General features: G+C 64.1%; 19 protein-coding genes. 12 read left to right on the forward strand and 7 right to left on the reverse strand.

Annotated elements, in window-relative coordinates:
* Positions 1-560 precede the first annotated feature (560 nt).
* Together algC and argB are read left to right on the forward strand one after the other, a co-directional pair.
* Positions 561-1,964, forward strand: coding sequence for a phosphomannomutase/phosphoglucomutase (algC, locus tag AYB31_RS21860; protein ID WP_201787415.1), 1,404 nt, complete (start codon positions 561-563; stop codon positions 1,962-1,964).
* Positions 1,965-1,987: 23 nt separating this feature from the next.
* On the forward strand, positions 1,988-2,896 hold the full coding sequence (gene argB, locus AYB31_RS01870) for an acetylglutamate kinase (protein ID WP_068825211.1): 909 nt from the start codon (positions 1,988-1,990) through the stop codon (positions 2,894-2,896).
* Between the two features lie 18 nt (positions 2,897-2,914).
* Here the strand turns inward: argB and AYB31_RS01875 are convergent, their stop codons facing one another.
* Together AYB31_RS01875 and pyrE are read right to left on the reverse strand one after the other, a co-directional pair.
* On the reverse strand, positions 2,915-3,502 hold the full coding sequence (locus AYB31_RS01875) for a DUF4124 domain-containing protein (RefSeq protein WP_068825213.1): 588 nt from the start codon (positions 3,500-3,502) through the stop codon (positions 2,915-2,917).
* 23 nt (positions 3,503-3,525) lie between these two features.
* Complete coding sequence (gene pyrE, locus AYB31_RS01880) at positions 3,526-4,167, reverse strand: orotate phosphoribosyltransferase (RefSeq protein WP_068825215.1); 642 nt, start codon at positions 4,165-4,167, stop codon at positions 3,526-3,528.
* 92 nt (positions 4,168-4,259) lie between these two features.
* Between pyrE and AYB31_RS01885 the strand changes: the two genes are divergently transcribed.
* The gene (locus tag AYB31_RS01885) at positions 4,260-5,039 is read left to right on the forward strand and encodes an exodeoxyribonuclease III (RefSeq protein WP_068825217.1); all 780 of its coding nucleotides are present in this window, start codon (positions 4,260-4,262) and stop codon (positions 5,037-5,039) included.
* Positions 5,040-5,057: 18 nt separating this feature from the next.
* On the opposite strand, the gene AYB31_RS01890 is transcribed toward AYB31_RS01885, so the two are convergent.
* The 3 genes from AYB31_RS01890 to rph form a co-directional block, all read right to left on the reverse strand.
* The gene (locus tag AYB31_RS01890) at positions 5,058-5,993 is read right to left on the reverse strand and encodes a DUF808 domain-containing protein (RefSeq protein ID WP_068825220.1); all 936 of its coding nucleotides are present in this window, start codon (positions 5,991-5,993) and stop codon (positions 5,058-5,060) included.
* A 99-nt stretch (positions 5,994-6,092) separates the two neighbouring features.
* Positions 6,093-6,458, reverse strand: coding sequence for a DUF4870 domain-containing protein (locus tag AYB31_RS01895; protein ID WP_068825222.1), 366 nt, complete (start codon positions 6,456-6,458; stop codon positions 6,093-6,095).
* Between the two features lie 24 nt (positions 6,459-6,482).
* A complete protein-coding gene (gene rph, locus AYB31_RS01900) occupies positions 6,483-7,202 on the reverse strand; it encodes a ribonuclease PH (protein ID WP_068825224.1) in 720 nt (239 codons plus the stop codon).
* Between the two features lie 149 nt (positions 7,203-7,351).
* Here rph and AYB31_RS01905 point away from each other — a divergent pair, with 149 nt between their 5' ends.
* The 6 genes from AYB31_RS01905 to AYB31_RS01930 all read left to right on the forward strand — a co-directional run bounded on the left by AYB31_RS01905 (position 7,352) and on the right by AYB31_RS01930 (position 12,597).
* Positions 7,352-8,215 carry a YicC/YloC family endoribonuclease gene (locus tag AYB31_RS01905; RefSeq protein WP_068825226.1) on the forward strand — a complete coding sequence of 288 codons (864 nt, stop codon included), beginning with the start codon at positions 7,352-7,354 and terminating at the stop codon, positions 8,213-8,215.
* A 40-nt stretch (positions 8,216-8,255) separates the two neighbouring features.
* Positions 8,256-8,876 carry a guanylate kinase gene (gene gmk, locus AYB31_RS01910; protein ID WP_068825228.1) on the forward strand — a complete coding sequence of 207 codons (621 nt, stop codon included), beginning with the start codon at positions 8,256-8,258 and terminating at the stop codon, positions 8,874-8,876.
* Between the two features lie 104 nt (positions 8,877-8,980).
* The gene (gene rpoZ / locus AYB31_RS01915; protein ID WP_068825230.1) at positions 8,981-9,244 is read left to right on the forward strand and encodes a DNA-directed RNA polymerase subunit omega; all 264 of its coding nucleotides are present in this window, start codon (positions 8,981-8,983) and stop codon (positions 9,242-9,244) included.
* A 63-nt stretch (positions 9,245-9,307) separates the two neighbouring features.
* Positions 9,308-11,416 (forward strand): bifunctional GTP diphosphokinase/guanosine-3',5'-bis pyrophosphate 3'-pyrophosphohydrolase, encoded by a 2,109-nt coding sequence (spoT, locus tag AYB31_RS01920; RefSeq protein WP_068825232.1) that lies wholly within the window; start codon positions 9,308-9,310, stop codon positions 11,414-11,416.
* A 60-nt stretch (positions 11,417-11,476) separates the two neighbouring features.
* Positions 11,477-11,857, forward strand: coding sequence for a RidA family protein (locus tag AYB31_RS01925; RefSeq protein WP_068825234.1), 381 nt, complete (start codon positions 11,477-11,479; stop codon positions 11,855-11,857).
* Positions 11,858-11,862: 5 nt separating this feature from the next.
* Complete coding sequence (locus AYB31_RS01930; protein WP_068825236.1) at positions 11,863-12,597, forward strand: hypothetical protein; 735 nt, start codon at positions 11,863-11,865, stop codon at positions 12,595-12,597.
* On the opposite strand, the gene AYB31_RS01935 is transcribed toward AYB31_RS01930, so the two are convergent.
* Positions 12,580-13,176 carry a DUF6436 domain-containing protein gene (locus tag AYB31_RS01935; RefSeq protein WP_068825238.1) on the reverse strand — a complete coding sequence of 199 codons (597 nt, stop codon included), beginning with the start codon at positions 13,174-13,176 and terminating at the stop codon, positions 12,580-12,582. The two genes, AYB31_RS01930 and AYB31_RS01935, sit on opposite strands and share 18 nt — an antisense overlap.
* Positions 13,177-13,265: 89 nt before the next feature.
* On the opposite strand from AYB31_RS01935, the gene AYB31_RS01940 reads away from it, so the two are divergent.
* Positions 13,266-14,225 carry an alpha/beta hydrolase gene (locus AYB31_RS01940; RefSeq protein ID WP_442961784.1) on the forward strand — a complete coding sequence of 320 codons (960 nt, stop codon included), beginning with the start codon at positions 13,266-13,268 and terminating at the stop codon, positions 14,223-14,225.
* A gap of 7 nt (positions 14,226-14,232) precedes the next feature.
* On the opposite strand, the gene AYB31_RS01945 is transcribed toward AYB31_RS01940, so the two are convergent.
* Positions 14,233-15,000 carry a DUF2059 domain-containing protein gene (locus AYB31_RS01945; RefSeq protein WP_068825240.1) on the reverse strand — a complete coding sequence of 256 codons (768 nt, stop codon included), beginning with the start codon at positions 14,998-15,000 and terminating at the stop codon, positions 14,233-14,235.
* A gap of 63 nt (positions 15,001-15,063) precedes the next feature.
* Between AYB31_RS01945 and AYB31_RS01950 the strand changes: the two genes are divergently transcribed.
* Both AYB31_RS01950 and AYB31_RS01955 read left to right on the forward strand, forming a co-directional pair.
* Positions 15,064-15,675, forward strand: a complete 612-nt coding sequence (locus AYB31_RS01950; RefSeq protein WP_068825242.1) for a 2OG-Fe(II) oxygenase — start codon at positions 15,064-15,066, stop codon at positions 15,673-15,675.
* 2 nt (positions 15,676-15,677) lie between these two features.
* Positions 15,678-16,175, forward strand: a complete 498-nt coding sequence (locus AYB31_RS01955) for a DUF523 domain-containing protein (RefSeq protein WP_068825244.1) — start codon at positions 15,678-15,680, stop codon at positions 16,173-16,175.
* The last annotated feature ends 34 nt before the right edge of the window (positions 16,176-16,209 follow it).

The following is a 16,209-nucleotide window of genomic DNA, read 5'->3' on the forward strand; positions in this document are numbered from 1 at the left end:
CCGAGCAGATCGGCCAGCTGCGCCTGAGCCAGCAGTTTGCAAGCGCCGCACCACAGGTGCTGCTCCAGCGCGGCAACGCCAGCGAAACCGCCGCGAAACGCTTCGACACCGGCAATCCCAATTGGCAGCTGGACTTCACGCCCGGTCCGGAATTGAGCGCAGCGACCCCATCCATCGTGATTCTGGCCATTGCCGCCCTGCTCGCACTGGCCGGCGCCCTGCTCGGCCTGATGCTGACCCGCAATCATCTGCTCGGTCGCCTGCGCGGCGACGTGCAGCAACTGGCTGGACTGGTTCAGGAGCTTTCTGCCGGCAAGTCGGTCAAAGCCTTCAGCCTGCACTTCGCCGCCCTCGACGGCCTGGCGCAGAGCCTGGCGCGTTTGCAGCGCCCCAAACAAGAAGCCTCCAGGCAGGAGGTCGGCAGTTCCCCCGTCACTGCCAAACCGGCAACAGCGGCCCAGCCCGAGCATTTTGCGGACCCGCTGTTCCAGGCCACCGATATCCTCGATATCGACATTCTCGACGAAGACCAGGATCTCCTGGGACTGGAGCAAAATTCCATGGATAGCGCCGTTCAGCAACAGACCCCACCGAAACTTCCCGCCACCATCTTCCGCGCCTATGACATTCGCGGCGTGGTCGGCGACACCCTGACGCCCGAGGCCGCCTACTGGATCGGCCGCGCCATCGGCTCGGAAAGCCTGGCCCAGGGCGAGCCCAACGTGGCCGTAGGCCGCGACGGACGCCTGTCCGGTCCGCAACTGGTGCAACAGCTGATCCAGGGTCTGCTGGACTGCGGCTGCCAGGTCACCGACATCGGCATGGTGCCGACTCCCGTGCTGTACTTCGCCACCCATGTCCTGGAAGGCAAGTCTGGCGTTATGCTCACCGGCAGCCACAACCCGCCGGACTACAACGGCTTCAAGATCGTCATCGCCGGCGACACCCAGGCCAACGAGCAGATCCAGGCACTCAAGGCACGTATCGACAACAACGATCTGGCCAGTGGTGTCGGCAGTGTCGAGCAAATCGACATTCTCGACCGCTACTTCAAGCAGATCCGCGACGACATCGCCATGGCCAAGCCGCTCAAGGTCGTAGTCGACTGCGGCAATGGCGTGGCCGGCGTGATCGCCCCGCGTCTGATCGAGGCCCTCGGCTGCAGCGTGATCCCGCTGTACTGCGAGGTGGACGGCAACTTCCCCAACCACCACCCTGACCCAGGCAAACCGGAGAACCTCAAGGACCTGATCGCCCGCGTGAAAAGCGAAGGCGCCGATCTCGGCCTAGCCTTCGACGGCGATGGCGACCGCGTCGGCGTGGTGACCAACAAAGGCAACATGGTCTTCCCTGACCGCCTGATGATGCTGTTCGCCAAGGACGTGGTATCGCGCAACCCTGGCGCGGACATCATCTACGACGTCAAATGCACCCGCCGCCTTGGTGCCCTGATCAGCGGCTACGGTGGCCGCCCAGTGATGTGGAAGACCGGCCACTCGCTGATCAAGAAGAAGATGAAGGAAAACGGCGCCCTGCTGGCCGGCGAGATGAGCGGGCACATCTTCTTCAAGGAGCGCTGGTTCGGCTTCGACGACGGCATCTACAGCGCCGCGCGCCTGCTGGAAATCCTCAGCCAGGATCGCCGCGATGCCGAGCAGGTGTTTGCCGCCTTCCCCGTGGACATCTCAACCCCGGAAATCAACATCACCGTCACCGACGAGAACAAGTTCCGCATGGTCGAGCGCCTGCAGCGCGACGGAGTATGGGGCGAAGCCAACCTGACCACGCTCGATGGCGTGCGGGTTGACTACCCGAAGGGCTGGGGCCTGGTGCGCGCGTCCAACACCACACCGGTGCTGGTGCTGCGCTTCGAAGCGGAAACCGAAGATGAGCTGAAGCGCATCCAGGAAGTGTTCCGCGCCCAGCTGTACAGCATCGCCCCCGACCTCAACCTGCCGTTCTGATCTGCCTCGGAGTCCGTTCCGCCATGACCCTCAATCGTGATGCCGCCACCAACGTCGCCAAGGTTCTGTCCGAAGCGCTGCCCTACATCCGTCGCTTTGTCGGCAAGACCCTGGTGATCAAGTACGGCGGCAACGCCATGGAAAGCGAAGAGCTGAAGGAAGGCTTCGCCCGCGACATCGTGCTGATGAAGGCGGTCGGTATCAATCCAGTGGTGGTGCATGGCGGCGGCCCGCAGATCGGCGACCTGCTCAAGCGCCTGTCGATCGAGAGCCATTTCATCGACGGCATGCGCGTCACCGACACCGCCACCATGGATGTGGTGGAAATGGTGCTCGGCGGCCAGGTCAACAAGAGCATCGTCAACCTGATCAATCAGCACGGCGGCAGCGCCATCGGCCTGACCGGTAAGGATGCCGAGCTGATCCGCGCCAGAAAGCTCACCGTCACCCGCCAGACCCCGGAAATGACCCAACCGGAAATCATCGATATCGGTCATGTCGGCGAGGTTGCCAGCGTCAATACCGACCTGCTCAACATGCTGGTCAAGGGTGATTTCATTCCGGTGATCGCCCCGATCGGGGTAGGGACGGCAGGCGAGTCGTACAACATCAACGCCGACCTGGTGGCCGGCAAGGTGGCCGAGGCGCTGAAAGCGGAAAAGCTGATGCTGCTGACCAATATCGCCGGCCTGATGGACAAGCAGGGCGAGGTTCTAACCGGCCTGACCACCGAACAGGTCGACGAACTGATTGCTGACGGGACCATCTACGGTGGCATGCTGCCGAAGATCCGCTGCGCCCTGGAAGCCGTGCAAGGCGGCGTCACCAGCGCCCACATCATCGATGGTCGAGTACCCAATGCGGTGCTGCTGGAGATCTTTACCGACAGTGGCGTCGGCACCCTGATCAGCAATCGCAAGCGTCATCACTGAGCAGAAGAGCTCAGGGGGTCAACGCCCCCTGAGCTGGATAAGGCGTAGACGATCCGCCTCGAAGGAAAGCTCTGCCTCCTTGCGATTCTGCCGGTAGCGCTCGATATCCTTCTCCAGACTGGCCTGCTCGGCCTTGATATTGTCGATCTGCACGATCAGGTGCTCCGGCACCTTGCGACTGGCTCGCTCGAACTCCGCGGCCTTGGCCTGAAGGTTGGCCTGCTGAACACGCAGCGAATTCAGATTGCTCTGCGCCACACCAATCACCCCATCCAACTCGGACAGTTTGCGATCGCGGGCCCGCTCAACATCCGCAGACTCCGAGTAAATGCGCAGCAACTGCGCATCCGAGCTGGCCCTGGCCTTCTCGGCAGCCATACGCTCACGCTCTTCCGGAGTAGGTGCCGGCGGTATTTCACGTAGCACACGCCCCTGATCGTCCACCACCTGATAGCCCTTCTCGATAAACTCGGGCGGGACCCCCTGACGGTCCAGGACAGGCACGCCCTTGTCGTTGAGGTAGCGATAGTATTCCGCAGCAGCCACGGGCATAACGCAGCAAAGGCTACCCAGCAGAGTCAGGCCAAAGGTGATGGTTTTGAGCATGAACACATCCTGTTGTTGGTCGACTAGATGCCGTACTGCGCGCGGTATGCCTCCACCGCCGGCAGATGCTTCTTCAACTCACTATCGCCGGCTAGATAGTCCAACACCTGCTCCAGCGACACAATACTGACCACCGGCATACCGTAGTCACGCTCCACTTCCTGGATCGCCGACAGTTCGCCCTGGCCACGCTCCTGGCGATTCAATGCAATCAGCACACCCGCAGCCTGAGCGCCCTGGGCCTGGATGATCTGCATCACCTCGCGGATGGCGGTACCGGCGGTGATCACGTCGTCGACGATCATCACCCGCCCGGCCAGCGGCGCGCCAACCAGGGTGCCGCCCTCGCCATGATCCTTGGCCTCCTTGCGGTTGAAACACCAGGGCAGATCGCGACCATGCTGCTCGGCCAGGGCCACGGCGGTGGCGGCGGCCAGTGGGATACCTTTGTAAGCTGGACCGAACAGCACATCGAATTCGATCCCGGCATCCACCAGCGCAGAGGCGTAGAAACGCCCAAGCTGCGCCAGGGCCAGGCCGCTGTCGAACAGGCCGGCATTGAAGAAGTAGGGACTGGTGCGCCCAGACTTCAGAGTGAACTCACCGAAACGCAGCACGCCGCGTTCGATGGCAAAACGGATGAATTCGCGTTGATACGCCTGCATGAAAAGCTCCGTACGGCACGGATTTAGCTATGAATTTAGCTAATGGGAATGAGCTCGGGTATCATACACGCACGTGTTTTTGGGGGCCATTTATGCGGATCATCAGTGTGAACGTGAATGGTATTCAGGCCGCAGTCGAGCGAGGCTTGCTCAGCTGGCTGCAGGCCCAGAATGCCGACGTGATCTGCCTGCAAGATACAAGAGTCTCCTCCTTCGAACTGGACGATCCGGCCTATCAGCTGGACGGCTATTTTCTCTATGCGGCCGATGCCGAAGTGCCTGCCCAGGGTGGCGTGGCGCTCTATTCGCGACTGCAACCCAAGGCGGTGATCCACGGCCTTGGCTTCGAGATGGCCGACCGTTACGGACGTTATCTGCAGGCCGATTTCGACAAGGTAAGTATTGCCACTCTGCTGCTGCCTTCGGGCCAGGACGGCGACGAGAGCCTGAACCACAAGTTCAAGTTCATCGACGACTTCACCGGCTACCTGGACAAGCAGCGGCGCAAGCGGCGCGAGTACATCTACTGCGGCTCGCTGTATGTAGCGCATCAGAAGCTGGACGTGAAGAACTGGCGCGACTGCCAGCAGCTACCGGGCTTTCTGGCGCCCGAGCGCGCCTGGCTGGACGAAGTGATCGGCAACATGGGCTATGTCGACGCCCTGCGCGAAGTCAGCCGCGAAGGTGAGCAGTACAGCTGGTGGCCGGACAGCGAGCAGGCGGAGATGCTCAATCTCGGCTGGCGCTTCGACTACCAGCTGTTGACGCCCGGCATGCGCCGGGTGGTGCGCAATGCCAAGCTGCCACGTCAACCACGCTTCTCCCAGCACGCACCGCTGATTGTCGACTACGACTGGCTGCTCAGTATCTGAGCAGCCCCATCACAGGCCTCAGGCGCGCAATGCGCCCCAGGCCTTGCCGGCGGCACTCACCAGCAGTACCAGCAACGCACCGACCAGCACACCAAACAGCGCATTGACCAGCGTTGGCGTCAGTGCGCTCAGCACGCCACCCAGCCCAGACAAGCCGGCCGCCATCTCGGCCCAGTGCTGAATCAGCTCGTGGGCACCGGGGATACCGTGGGTGAGGATGCCCCCACCGACCATGAACATGGCAGCCGTACCGACCACCGACAGCAACTTCATCAGCCAGGGTGCCAGCCACAGAAGGCCGCACCCCAGGCTTTGCGCTGCGGCGCTGGCGCGCTGACTCAGATAGAGCCCGGCGTCGTCCAGCTTGACGATGCCCGCCACCAGCCCATAGACGCCCACGGTTATCAGCAGGGCGATGCCCGAGAGCACAATGGCCTGCTGCAGAAAGGCCTGCTCGGCCACCACACCCAAGGCGATGGCAATAATTTCGGCGGAGAGAATGAAGTCGGTACGCACCGCGCCCTTGATCTTGTTCCTCTCGAAAGCCTGCATGTCCACCGCCGGATCACTCAGCGCCTGCACATGCTCGGCATGGTGCTTTTGCTCCTCATCCTGGCTGTGGAGGAACTTGTGCGCCAGCTTCTCGAAGCCCTCGAAGCAGAGGAAGGCGCCCCCCAGCATCAGCAGCGGGGTTACCAGCCAGGGCGCAAAAGCGCTGATCAGCAACGCCGCCGGCACCAGGATCAGCTTGTTGAGCAGCGAGCCCTTGGCCACTGCAAAGACCACCGGCAGCTCACGCTCGGCCCTAACACCGGTGACCTGCTGCGCGTTCAACGCCAGATCGTCCCCCAGCACCCCGGCGGTCTTTTTTGCCGCCACCTTGGTCATCGCCGCAACGTCATCCAGCACGCTGGCAATATCGTCGAGCAGAGTTAGCAGACTGGCTCCGGCCACTTCTGACTTCCTTTTATGAGTGGTTGTAGAAAGGGGCCGCGCGCATGTTCCGATCTCGCCACGGCCACAGCAAAAGGCCCCGCATGCGGGGCCCGAAAGTCACTTGATCAAGCGCCAACACAGCGGATAGCGATAGGCCTGACCCTCGTTGGCCTTGATCCCGGCAATGATGGTCAACACCAGCGCAGCCAGACCCAGCAGCGGCAATAGCAGGAAGCCGATCACCACCACGGCCAACAGAATGCATACCAACGCGGCAATGGACACCGTGATATGAAAATTCAACGCCTCCTTGCCCTGATCATCGACGAAAGGATCGAGATCGCGCTTGAGCTGCCAGACGATCAACGGACCTAGCAGGTTACCGAAGGGAATCAGCAGCCCGGCAAAGGCGGCGAAGTGACAGAACATCGCCCACTGACGGGCTTCCTGACTCGGGGTGGGACTGAGGTTCTGCTCTTCCATGGGTCTCTCCGCGGGTGGTTGTGATCAGTCCGCCAGGCTGGCGCGCTGCAGTTCGAACAGCTCGCGCACACCCTGCTGGGCCAAGGCCAGCATGGCATTCAGTTCTTCCGGCTGGAAGGGGGCGCCCTCGGCAGTGCCCTGCACCTCGATGAAGCCACCGGCGTCGGTCATCACCACGTTGAGGTCGGTCTCGGCCGCCGAGTCCTCCAGATAATCCAGGTCCAGCACCGGCTCGCCCTGATAGATGCCTACCGACACTGCGGCGACCATCTGCTTGAGCGGCTCGCCCTTGAGCGCACCGCGCTTCTTCAGCACTTTCAAGGCATCGGCCACGGCCACCATGGCGCCAGTGATGGAAGCGGTACGGGTGCCGCCATCGGCCTGGATCACATCACAATCGATATAGATGGTGTTCTCGCCCAGCTTGCTCATGTCCAGCGCGGCACGCAGCGAGCGACCGATCAGACGCTGGATCTCCAGGGTGCGACCACCCTGCTTGCCACGGCTGGCCTCACGAGCATTACGCTCGCCGGTAGCGCGCGGCAGCATGCCGTACTCGGCGGTCAACCAGCCCTGCCCTTGGCCCTTGAGAAAGCGCGGCACGCCGGACTCGACGCTGGCGGTGCAAATCACTTTGGTGTCGCCAAACTCGACCAGCACCGAACCCTCGGCATGCTTGGTGTAGTTGCGGGTAATGCGCACTGAACGCAACTGGGAGGAAGCACGGCCGCTGGGACGTTTCATCTGCTGATACCTGTAGGAAAGCGAAAATCTCGGGCATCGCCGACACCCGAATCTGCCGGCATTATAGCCCCGCGCCGCCGCGGATTGGGCCGGCGGTCGCACTGCGCTACAATCTCGCGCCTCATTCGTCAGTCCACGAGGTTCTCTCCATGGTGCACAGCATGACCGCCTTCGCCCGCGTTGAAGGCGCCGGGGCCAACGGCACCCTGAGCTGGGAACTGCGCTCAGTCAACCACCGCTACCTGGAACCGCACCTGCGCCTGCCGGAAGCCTTCCGCGATCTCGAAGGTAGCGTGCGCGAAGCCCTGCGCCAGGGGCTTTCGCGAGGCAAGGTGGAGTGCACCCTGCGCTTCAATGAGGAAAATGGCGACAAGAGCCTGCAGGTCGACAGCGTCCGCGCCAGCCAGCTGATCAGCGCGGCCGAGCAGGTTGCCGCCCTAATCAAGCAACCGGCCCCGCTCAACCCACTGGAAGTCCTGGCCTGGCCGGGCGTACTGGTAGCCGACGCCGCCGACCCGCAGGCCCTGAACAGCGCCGCCCTGAAGTTGTTCGAGCAGGCCCTCAGCGAGCTGAAGAGCGGTCGTGCTCGCGAAGGCGCGGAACTGGCCAAGCTGCTGAACGAGCGCCTGGACAGCATTCAGGAAGAAGTCGCCGCGCTGCGCGTGCTGGTGCCCGAGATGCTGGCCAACCAGCGCCAGAAGATCCTCGACCGTTGCGCCGAAATGCAGGCCGAACTGGAACCGCAGCGCCTGGAGCAGGAGCTGGTCATGCTGGCACAGAAGAGCGATGTTGCCGAAGAGCTGGATCGCCTGACCACCCATGTCAGCGAAGTGCGCCGCGTGCTCAAGGCCGGCGGCGCCGCCGGTCGGCGCCTGGACTTCCTCATGCAGGAACTCAACCGCGAGGCCAATACCCTCGGCTCCAAGGCGTTCGACCCGCGCAGTACTCAGGCCGCAGTCAACCTCAAGGTGCTGATCGAGCAGATGCGCGAGCAAGTACAGAACATCGAATAAGTCGCCTAGGCTTCGAATAACCGTTTTTCAGGATGCAACCATGACCGTCACCACCGGCACCCTCTACATCATTTCCGCCCCCTCCGGCGCCGGCAAGACCAGCCTGGTCAAGGCCCTGATCGACAGCGAGCCACGCATTCGCGTATCCGTCTCGCACACCACCCGCGCCATACGCCCGGGTGAAGAAGATGGCGTGAACTACCACTTCGTCAGCCACGAAACCTTCTCCGCCATGATCGAGCGTGGCGAGTTCCTCGAGCATGCCCAGGTCTTCGACAATTTCTACGGCACCTCGCAGAAGTGGCTGGAGCAGACACTGGCCGAAGGCTTCGACCTGATCCTGGAGATCGACTGGCAGGGCGCGCAACAGGTGCGCAAGCTGATGCCCCAGGCCAAGTCGGTCTTCATTCTGCCGCCGACCCAGGAGGCACTGCGCCACCGTCTGACCAACCGCGGCCAGGACAGCGCCGAGATCATCGAGCGGCGCATGCGCGAGGCAGTCAGCGAGATGAGCCACTACGTCGAGTACGACTACCTGGTGATCAACGACGATTTCGCCCACGCCCTGAGCGACCTCAAGGCCATCTTCCGCGCCAACCAGCTGCAGGCCAGCGTGCAAACGCAACGCCATAGCGGCCTGCTTGGCGAGCTGCTGGTCTGACCGCCAGCGAAAGGCCTTCCCTTAATGCTGGTGATTTTTTAGACTATCCAGTCCGCTCGCCCATCCGGGCCCAGCTTTATCTGCTATTTGCCACGAGGAACACCATGGCCCGCGTTACCGTTGAAGACTGCCTGGACAACGTCGATAACCGCTTCGAGCTGGTCATGCTGGCCACCAAGCGTTCCCGTCAACTGGCCACCGGCGGCAAAGAGCCCAAGGTAGCCTGGGAAAACGACAAGCCGACCGTGGTTGCCCTGCGCGAAATCGCCGCCGGCCTGGTCGACTCCGAGTTCGTCGCCCAGGAAGACCTGGTCGAAGAAGAGCCGCTGTTCGTCTCCTTCGAGGAAGAGGCCAACGAGCCTCTGTAAGCCTATGCCTGGTCGACGTCTCGCGGCACCGGGTCCCCATCCAGCACGGCAGGAGGTGAAATCTTGCCGAGCATAGACGGACTCGCCGACAGGCTCTCGACCTACCTGGCCGCGGATCAGGTCAACCTGGTTCGCCGCGCCTATTTCTACGCCGAGCAGGCGCATGACGGGCAGCGCCGCCGCAGCGGCGAAGCCTACGTCACCCATCCTCTCGCCGTGGCCAGCATCCTCGCCGACATGCACATGGACCATCAGAGCCTGATGGCCGCAATGCTGCATGACGTGATCGAAGACACCGGCATCGCCAAAGAAGCGCTCACCAGTCAATTCGGCGAAACTGTCGCGGAACTGGTGGACGGGGTCAGCAAGCTGACCCAGATGAACTTCGAAACCAAGGCCGAGGCCCAGGCCGAGAACTTCCAGAAGATGGCCATGGCCATGGCCCGCGATATTCGCGTGATCCTGGTCAAGCTGGCCGACCGCCTGCACAACATGCGTACCCTGGAAGTGCTGTCCGGCGAGAAGCGCCGGCGCATCGCCAAGGAAACCCTGGAAATCTACGCCCCCATCGCCAACCGGCTGGGCATGCACAGCATGCGCGTGGAGTTCGAGGATCTCGGCTTCAAGGCCATGCACCCGATGCGCTCCGAGCGCATCCGCACCGCCGTGCGCCGCGCCCGCGGCAACCGCAAGGAAATCGTCGCCAAGATCGAGGAGTCCATACTCGCCTGCCTGCAGCGCGAAGGCCTGCAGGGCGAGGTGACCGGGCGCGAGAAGCACCTGTACAGCATCTACCAGAAGATGCGCGGCAAGCGCCGGGCGTTCAACGAGATCATGGACGTCTACGCCTTCCGCATCGTGGTCGACAAGGTCGACACCTGCTACCGCGTGCTCGGCGCCGTGCACAACCTGTACAAGCCGCTACCCGGCCGCTTCAAGGACTACATCGCCATCCCCAAGGCCAACGGCTACCAGTCACTGCACACCACATTGTTCGGCATGCACGGCGTCCCCATTGAGATCCAGATCCGCACCCGCGAGATGGAGGAGATGGCCAACAACGGCATTGCCGCACACTGGCTGTACAAATCGGATGCCGACGAAGCGCCCAAGGGTAACCACGCCCGCGCCCGCCAGTGGGTCAAGGGTGTGCTGGAAATGCAGCAGCGCGCCGGCAACTCGCTGGAGTTCATCGAAAGCGTGAAGATCGACCTGTTCCCCGACGAGGTCTACGTCTTCACCCCGAAAGGCAAGATCATGGAGCTTCCCAAAGGCTCCACCGCGGTCGACTTCGCCTACGCCGTGCATACCGACGTCGGCAACAGCTGCATCGCCTGCCGCATCAACCGCCGCCTGGCGCCGCTGTCGCAAGCCCTGGAAAGCGGCTCGACGGTGGAAATCGTCACTGCCCCCGGCGCCCGCTCCAATCCGGCCTGGCTCAACTTCGTGGTCACCGGCAAGGCACGCACGCATATTCGCCACGCCCTCAAGCTGCAACGCCGCTCGGAGTCCATCAGCCTGGGCGAGCGCCTGCTGAACAAGACCCTGGCCGGCTTCGACAGCCATCTGGAAAAAATCGGCGCAGAACGCATCCAGACCGTGCTGGCCGAGTATCGCCACGAGGTGATCGAAGACCTGCTGGAAGACATCGGCCTGGGCAACCGCATGGCCTACGTGGTGGCGCGCCGTCTGCTGGCCGAGAGTGGCGACGCCGCGCCCAGCCCGGACGGCCCACTGGCCATCCGCGGCACCGAGGGCCTGGTGCTGAATTACGCCAAGTGCTGCACACCGATCCCCGGCGATCCGATCGTCGGCCATCTGTCGGCCGGCAAGGGCATGGTGGTGCATCTGGAGAGCTGCCGGAACATCGCCGACATCCGCAACAACCCGGAGAAATGCATCCAGCTCAACTGGGCCAAGGATGTCGCCGGCGAATTCAACGTCGAGCTGCGCGTCGAACTGGAACACCAGCGCGGCCTGATCGCCCTGCTGGCCAGCAGCGTCAACGCCGCCGACGGCAACATCGAGAAGATCGGCATGGACGAGCGCGATGGCCGCATCAGTGTGGTCCAGCTGGTCATCAGCGTGCACGACCGCGTCCACCTGGCCCGCGTGATCAAGAAACTGCGCGCGCTCGCTGGCGTGATCCGTATTACCCGGGTCAAGGCCTGAGCGCCAGCTGCTGGCATGTCCGCGGCCCCATCAACAACCTACGCCAACTAAGGAAACCCCATGAGCAAGACCGTCATCACCTCGCCCGACGCACCAGCAGCCATCGGCACCTACTCCCAGGCCATCAAGGCCGGCAACACCGTCTACCTGTCCGGGCAGATCCCGCTCGACCCGAAGACCATGGAGCTGGTGCAAGGCTTCGAGGAGCAGACCGTACAGGTGTTCGAGAACCTCAAGGCAGTCATCACCACCGCCGGCGGCAGCTTCAAGGACGTGGTCAAGCTGAACATCTTCCTCACCGACCTGTCCCACTTCGCCAAGGTCAACGAGATCATGGGCCGCTACTTCGAGCAGCCCTACCCGGCCCGTGCCGCCATTGGCGTAGCCGCGCTGCCGCGTGGCTCGCTGGTGGAAATGGACGGCATCCTGGTCATCGACTAAGCCCCATGCGCCGCCTCGCCGCCCTGCTCCTGTGCGCCGGTCTGCTGACCGGCTGTGCGGGCTCGGGCGGCAGCCCCGATGGCACCTGGATCAACCAGTCGATCGTCGAGGAGGCACGCCAGGGCGGGCCACTGCGCGAAGCCCTGCTGGCCTACGGCCCTGTGCTGGAATGGCAGTTCGATAGCGGACGCAGCCTGGCGACCTACAGCAATGGCTTCGAGAGTCCGCAAGGCCGCCTGGATATTGGCGATGCCGGCCAGTTGACCGTCGCTTATCAGGGCGGCTTTGAGGAACACCTGAAGCTGCAGGATGACCAGCTGATACAGCTGGCCGGCGCTCAAGGCCCGCAGCAGCAATTCAGCCGCGCCAGCCATGACGTCGCCCTCGGCGCCCCCATCGGCAGCAGCTTCGAATGGGTACTGTACGAGGCTTACCTCGGTGGCAAATGGCTGATCCGCGAAGGCCAGGGCCAAGGCGGACTGGTGCTGTTCCACCCGGACGGCAGCCTGGAAGGCCTGCCCGGCGCCGAACGTTATGCTCTGTGTCTGGCCGGCGACTGTGCCTCGATGGCCGGCGACAACGACAGCCTGTGGCTGCAGCTCGGCGAGCAGGGCGCACCCTGGATCTTCCAGCGCGAAGGCGAGCAGCTGCGCATCCTCGAAGCCTTCAACGCCGCGGCCCCGGATGAAATACCGGAATACCGCCCCGGGCGCCTGACCTGGTTATTGCAGCGCGACTGAATCCGCGCCCCGCGCCTTTGCCCAGTCGCAGAAGCAGCCCACCGCCAGATTGCTGTCCGCATGCACCTGCCGCCCCGCCTGCAGCGCCTCGAGAATCGGCTCGATGAAGCTGTTGCTGGAGGTACAGAGCGCGCCCTCGCTGTAAGGCCCGAAATAGGCCAGATTGCCCTCACGGTCCCAGATCGCCACCGCCGGACTGGCCGGCAACTGCTCACTGCCCAGCAATCCCTCCAGCGGCTGCAAGGCCTGCAGGTTGTCGGGCAGACGGCCCTGACTACCCGCCTTCTGCACCGAGTAGAACCTCACCCCACGCGGCGCATAGTTCTGCAGCAGCTCGCCAAGGTGCTGCTGATTGCCGACATTGCACGGACAGCCCGGGTCCCAGAAGTGCACTAGGCGAATCGGTCCCGGCCCGGCCAGCTCGGCCGGCAGGCGTAGCTGGCTACCCGCGAACAGCTCCGTACGCGCCTCGAACGGCCGGATATAGCGCACCTGGAACCACCAGAACGCGGCCAGCATGGCGCCCAGCCAGAAGATGGCGAGCAGGCTGGCGAGCAGGGTCTTGCGTGACGACGACATGAGCGGGAAATATCGAATCGGGGCGCCTAGCTTGCCATGCCGCACCCGACAGCTGAATATCGGCGCTTGCCCACTGCCTCGAATACGCCATGACCGCCATGCCCAAATCCCCGACGGAACCCTTTCAGGCCGAGCGTCTGCGTGCCAGCCTGCGACCCTTGGCCGCAGGGCAAGCCTTGAGCGCGGAGGCCCTGGCCTATCAACGCCATTACGGTCTGGATTTGCCCCAGCACCCGGCGGTGCGCAGCCGCCTGGGCAGCTTCACCAGCGACGGCCTCGACCTGGTCGCCCAGCTCTGGCTACCACCCGAGCCGCAGGCGACGCTGATCCTGCTGCACGGTTACTACGACCACATGGGCCTGTACCGCCATGTGATCGACTGGGCGCTGAGCCTGAACCTCGCCGCGCTGGCCTTCGACCTGCCCGGCCACGGCCTGTCCGCCGGGCCACGCGCCAGCATCGATGACTTCGCCAGCTACCAGCGCGCGCTGCACGGGCTGCTCGACGAGGCCGCCAGCCTCGACCTGCCGCAACCCTGGCACCTGTGCGGGCAAAGCACCGGTGGCGCCATCCTGCTCGATTACCTGCTGACCGGCGCGCCGCGCCCCGAGCCCGGCGCCACCATTCTTCTGGCTCCGCTGGTACGGCCGCGCGCCTGGGGCCTGTCGAAACTCAGTTACCACCTGCTGAGTCCGTTCAAGTCGGCGATTCCGCGACGCTTCTCGGCCAACTCCAGCGACCCGGCGTTCCTCGACTTCCTGCAAAACCGCGATCCCTTGCAGCCCCGCAACCTGCCGACTGCCTGGGTCGGCGCCCTGGCGCGCTGGATTCCTCGCATCGAGCGCGCGCAGCGCAGCGCCCTGCAGCCCCTGGTGGTGCAAGGCGAGGACGATATGACGGTGGACTGGAGGCACAACCTGGCGGTGTTGCAGGCCAAGTTCGATCAGCCGCAGATTCTGCGCATCCCCGGTGCCCGCCATCACCTGGCCAACGAGCATGAGGATATCCGCAAGCGCTACTTCGCCTTTCTCAGCGAGCGCCTGCGCTAGCCGCTAATCAGATGCCCTGCTGCGCCGGCTCCAGGCCCTGTGCCGACTGCCCCACGGCCAGCGCGGCGCGCAGTGCCACCAGGGCGGCTTGGTAATAGGCCTGACCGCCGGGGGACTGGGCGAAGGTGACGAACTCTTCCAGCTCCGGGTCGGACAGCTCGCGATAGACATACAGCAGGGTGTCATCGATCTGTCCCTCGATCTCGCCGAGCAGGCGCTGACGCTGCCCCTGCACCAGCAGCTGGGTCTGCGCCTCGCCGAAAAGGCCCGGCACCATCGAACTCAGGCTGTCGGCGGCCACACCGGCCAGCGCCAGGCTGACCTCGGCACCGGCCTGACTGGCGGGCAGCGCCTGGGCCAGATGGCGAATCAGCAGGCGGCGCGTGGCATCGGCCTGGCTCGCCGGCAGTCCCTGCGCGTGGGCAGCCAACTGCTCGCGACTGGTGGCCTGGATCTCGGCGGCCACCACCTTGCGGCCCAGCGCCGACTCGAAGAACTGCAGCGCCGGACGCGGGTCGGCCAGCTCCATGCGCAACGCGGCCTGAGCTCGCTGCTCCATGGCCCTGGGCTCGAAGCGACGATTGCTGTTGTCCACCAGGGCCTGGAACACCCCCGGCGGCAAGCTGGGCTGATAACGCTGCTGGGCCGCCTGCAAGGCATCGTTGAAATGCGCGCGCTGCTGCGGCCAGCCGGCACTCTGATAGAGGCTGGCGTGATCGTCGGCGAAGCTAGGAAAGCTGCACAGCAGCAATAGCAGGGTGAAAACGGCGCGCATGGGGGACTCCTGTCTGGCGCGGCTATTGTAGGGCGCCGCCGCCGGCACTGATAGAATCCCGCCATGCATAACCAACGCCTCCAGCGGCAGCTGCCGCAGATCATCGATGACCTCGCCAGCCAGGGCTGGTCGCGGCAGGAAGACTTCCTGCCGGATACTCTGACCCACGAACTGGCCGCAGAGTGCCGTGCGCGTGCCGAGAAAGGCGCACTGAGCCCAGCCGGGGTCGGCCGCGGCCAGGGCCTGGCGGTGCGCGAGGGCGTGCGCGGCGACCATATCCAGTGGCTCGAACCCGGCCAGAGTCCGGCCAGCGACCAGTACCTGACAGCGATGGATGAGTTGCGCCAGGCCCTCAATCAGGCCTTCTACCTGGGCCTGGAGGACTACGAGAGCCACTTCGCCCTGTACCCACCTGGCAGCTTCTACCAGAAACACCTCGACCGCTTTCGCGACGACGATCGGCGCTGCGTCTCGGCAGTGTTCTACCTCAACCAGGATTGGCAGGCAGCCCAGGGCGGAGCTCTGCGTATCTACCCGCACAACCATGAGCCGCTGGATCTGCTGCCGCAGGGCGGCAGCCTGGTGCTGTTCATGTCTGCCGAACTGCCGCATGAAGTGTTGCCGGCCAGCCGCGAGCGCCTGTCGCTGACCGGCTGGTTCCGCCGCAGGAGTTGAACATGGAGAAACTACTGGTCAGCCGCTGCCTGCTCGGCCACCGGGTGCGCTATGACGGCGGCGCACACGGCCCGTTTGATCTGCTGCAGCGCTGGCAGGACGAAGGCCGCATCGTGCCGCTGTGCCCGGAAGTGGCCGGCGGCCTGCCCACGCCGCGCCCGCCAGCGGAAATACCTGGCGGCCAGGGCGCGCAGGTCTTGGACGGCTCACGCCCGGTACTGACCGACAGTGGCGACGATGTCACTACGGCCTTCGTCGCCGGGGCCGAAATCGCCCTGCAACTGGTCCAGCAGCACGGCCTGCGGGTTGCCGTGCTCAAGGCGCGCAGCCCGTCCTGCGGCAACAGCCACAATTACGACGGCAGCTTCAGCGGCACCCTGGTCGCCGGTGAAGGCGTGACCGCCGCCTTGCTGCGCCGCGCCGGAGTCAAGGTGTTCAACGAAACCCAGCTCAGCGAGGCCGCCACCGAACTGGCGCGCCTGGAGCGACACGACGACTGACCCGGCAAGCCGCAGCGAATCACCTATGGTCAAA

Origin of the sequence: Pseudomonas sp. BMS12 (assembly GCF_001592875.1) — a bacterium.
GTDB lineage: Bacteria > Pseudomonadota > Gammaproteobacteria > Pseudomonadales > Pseudomonadaceae > Aquipseudomonas.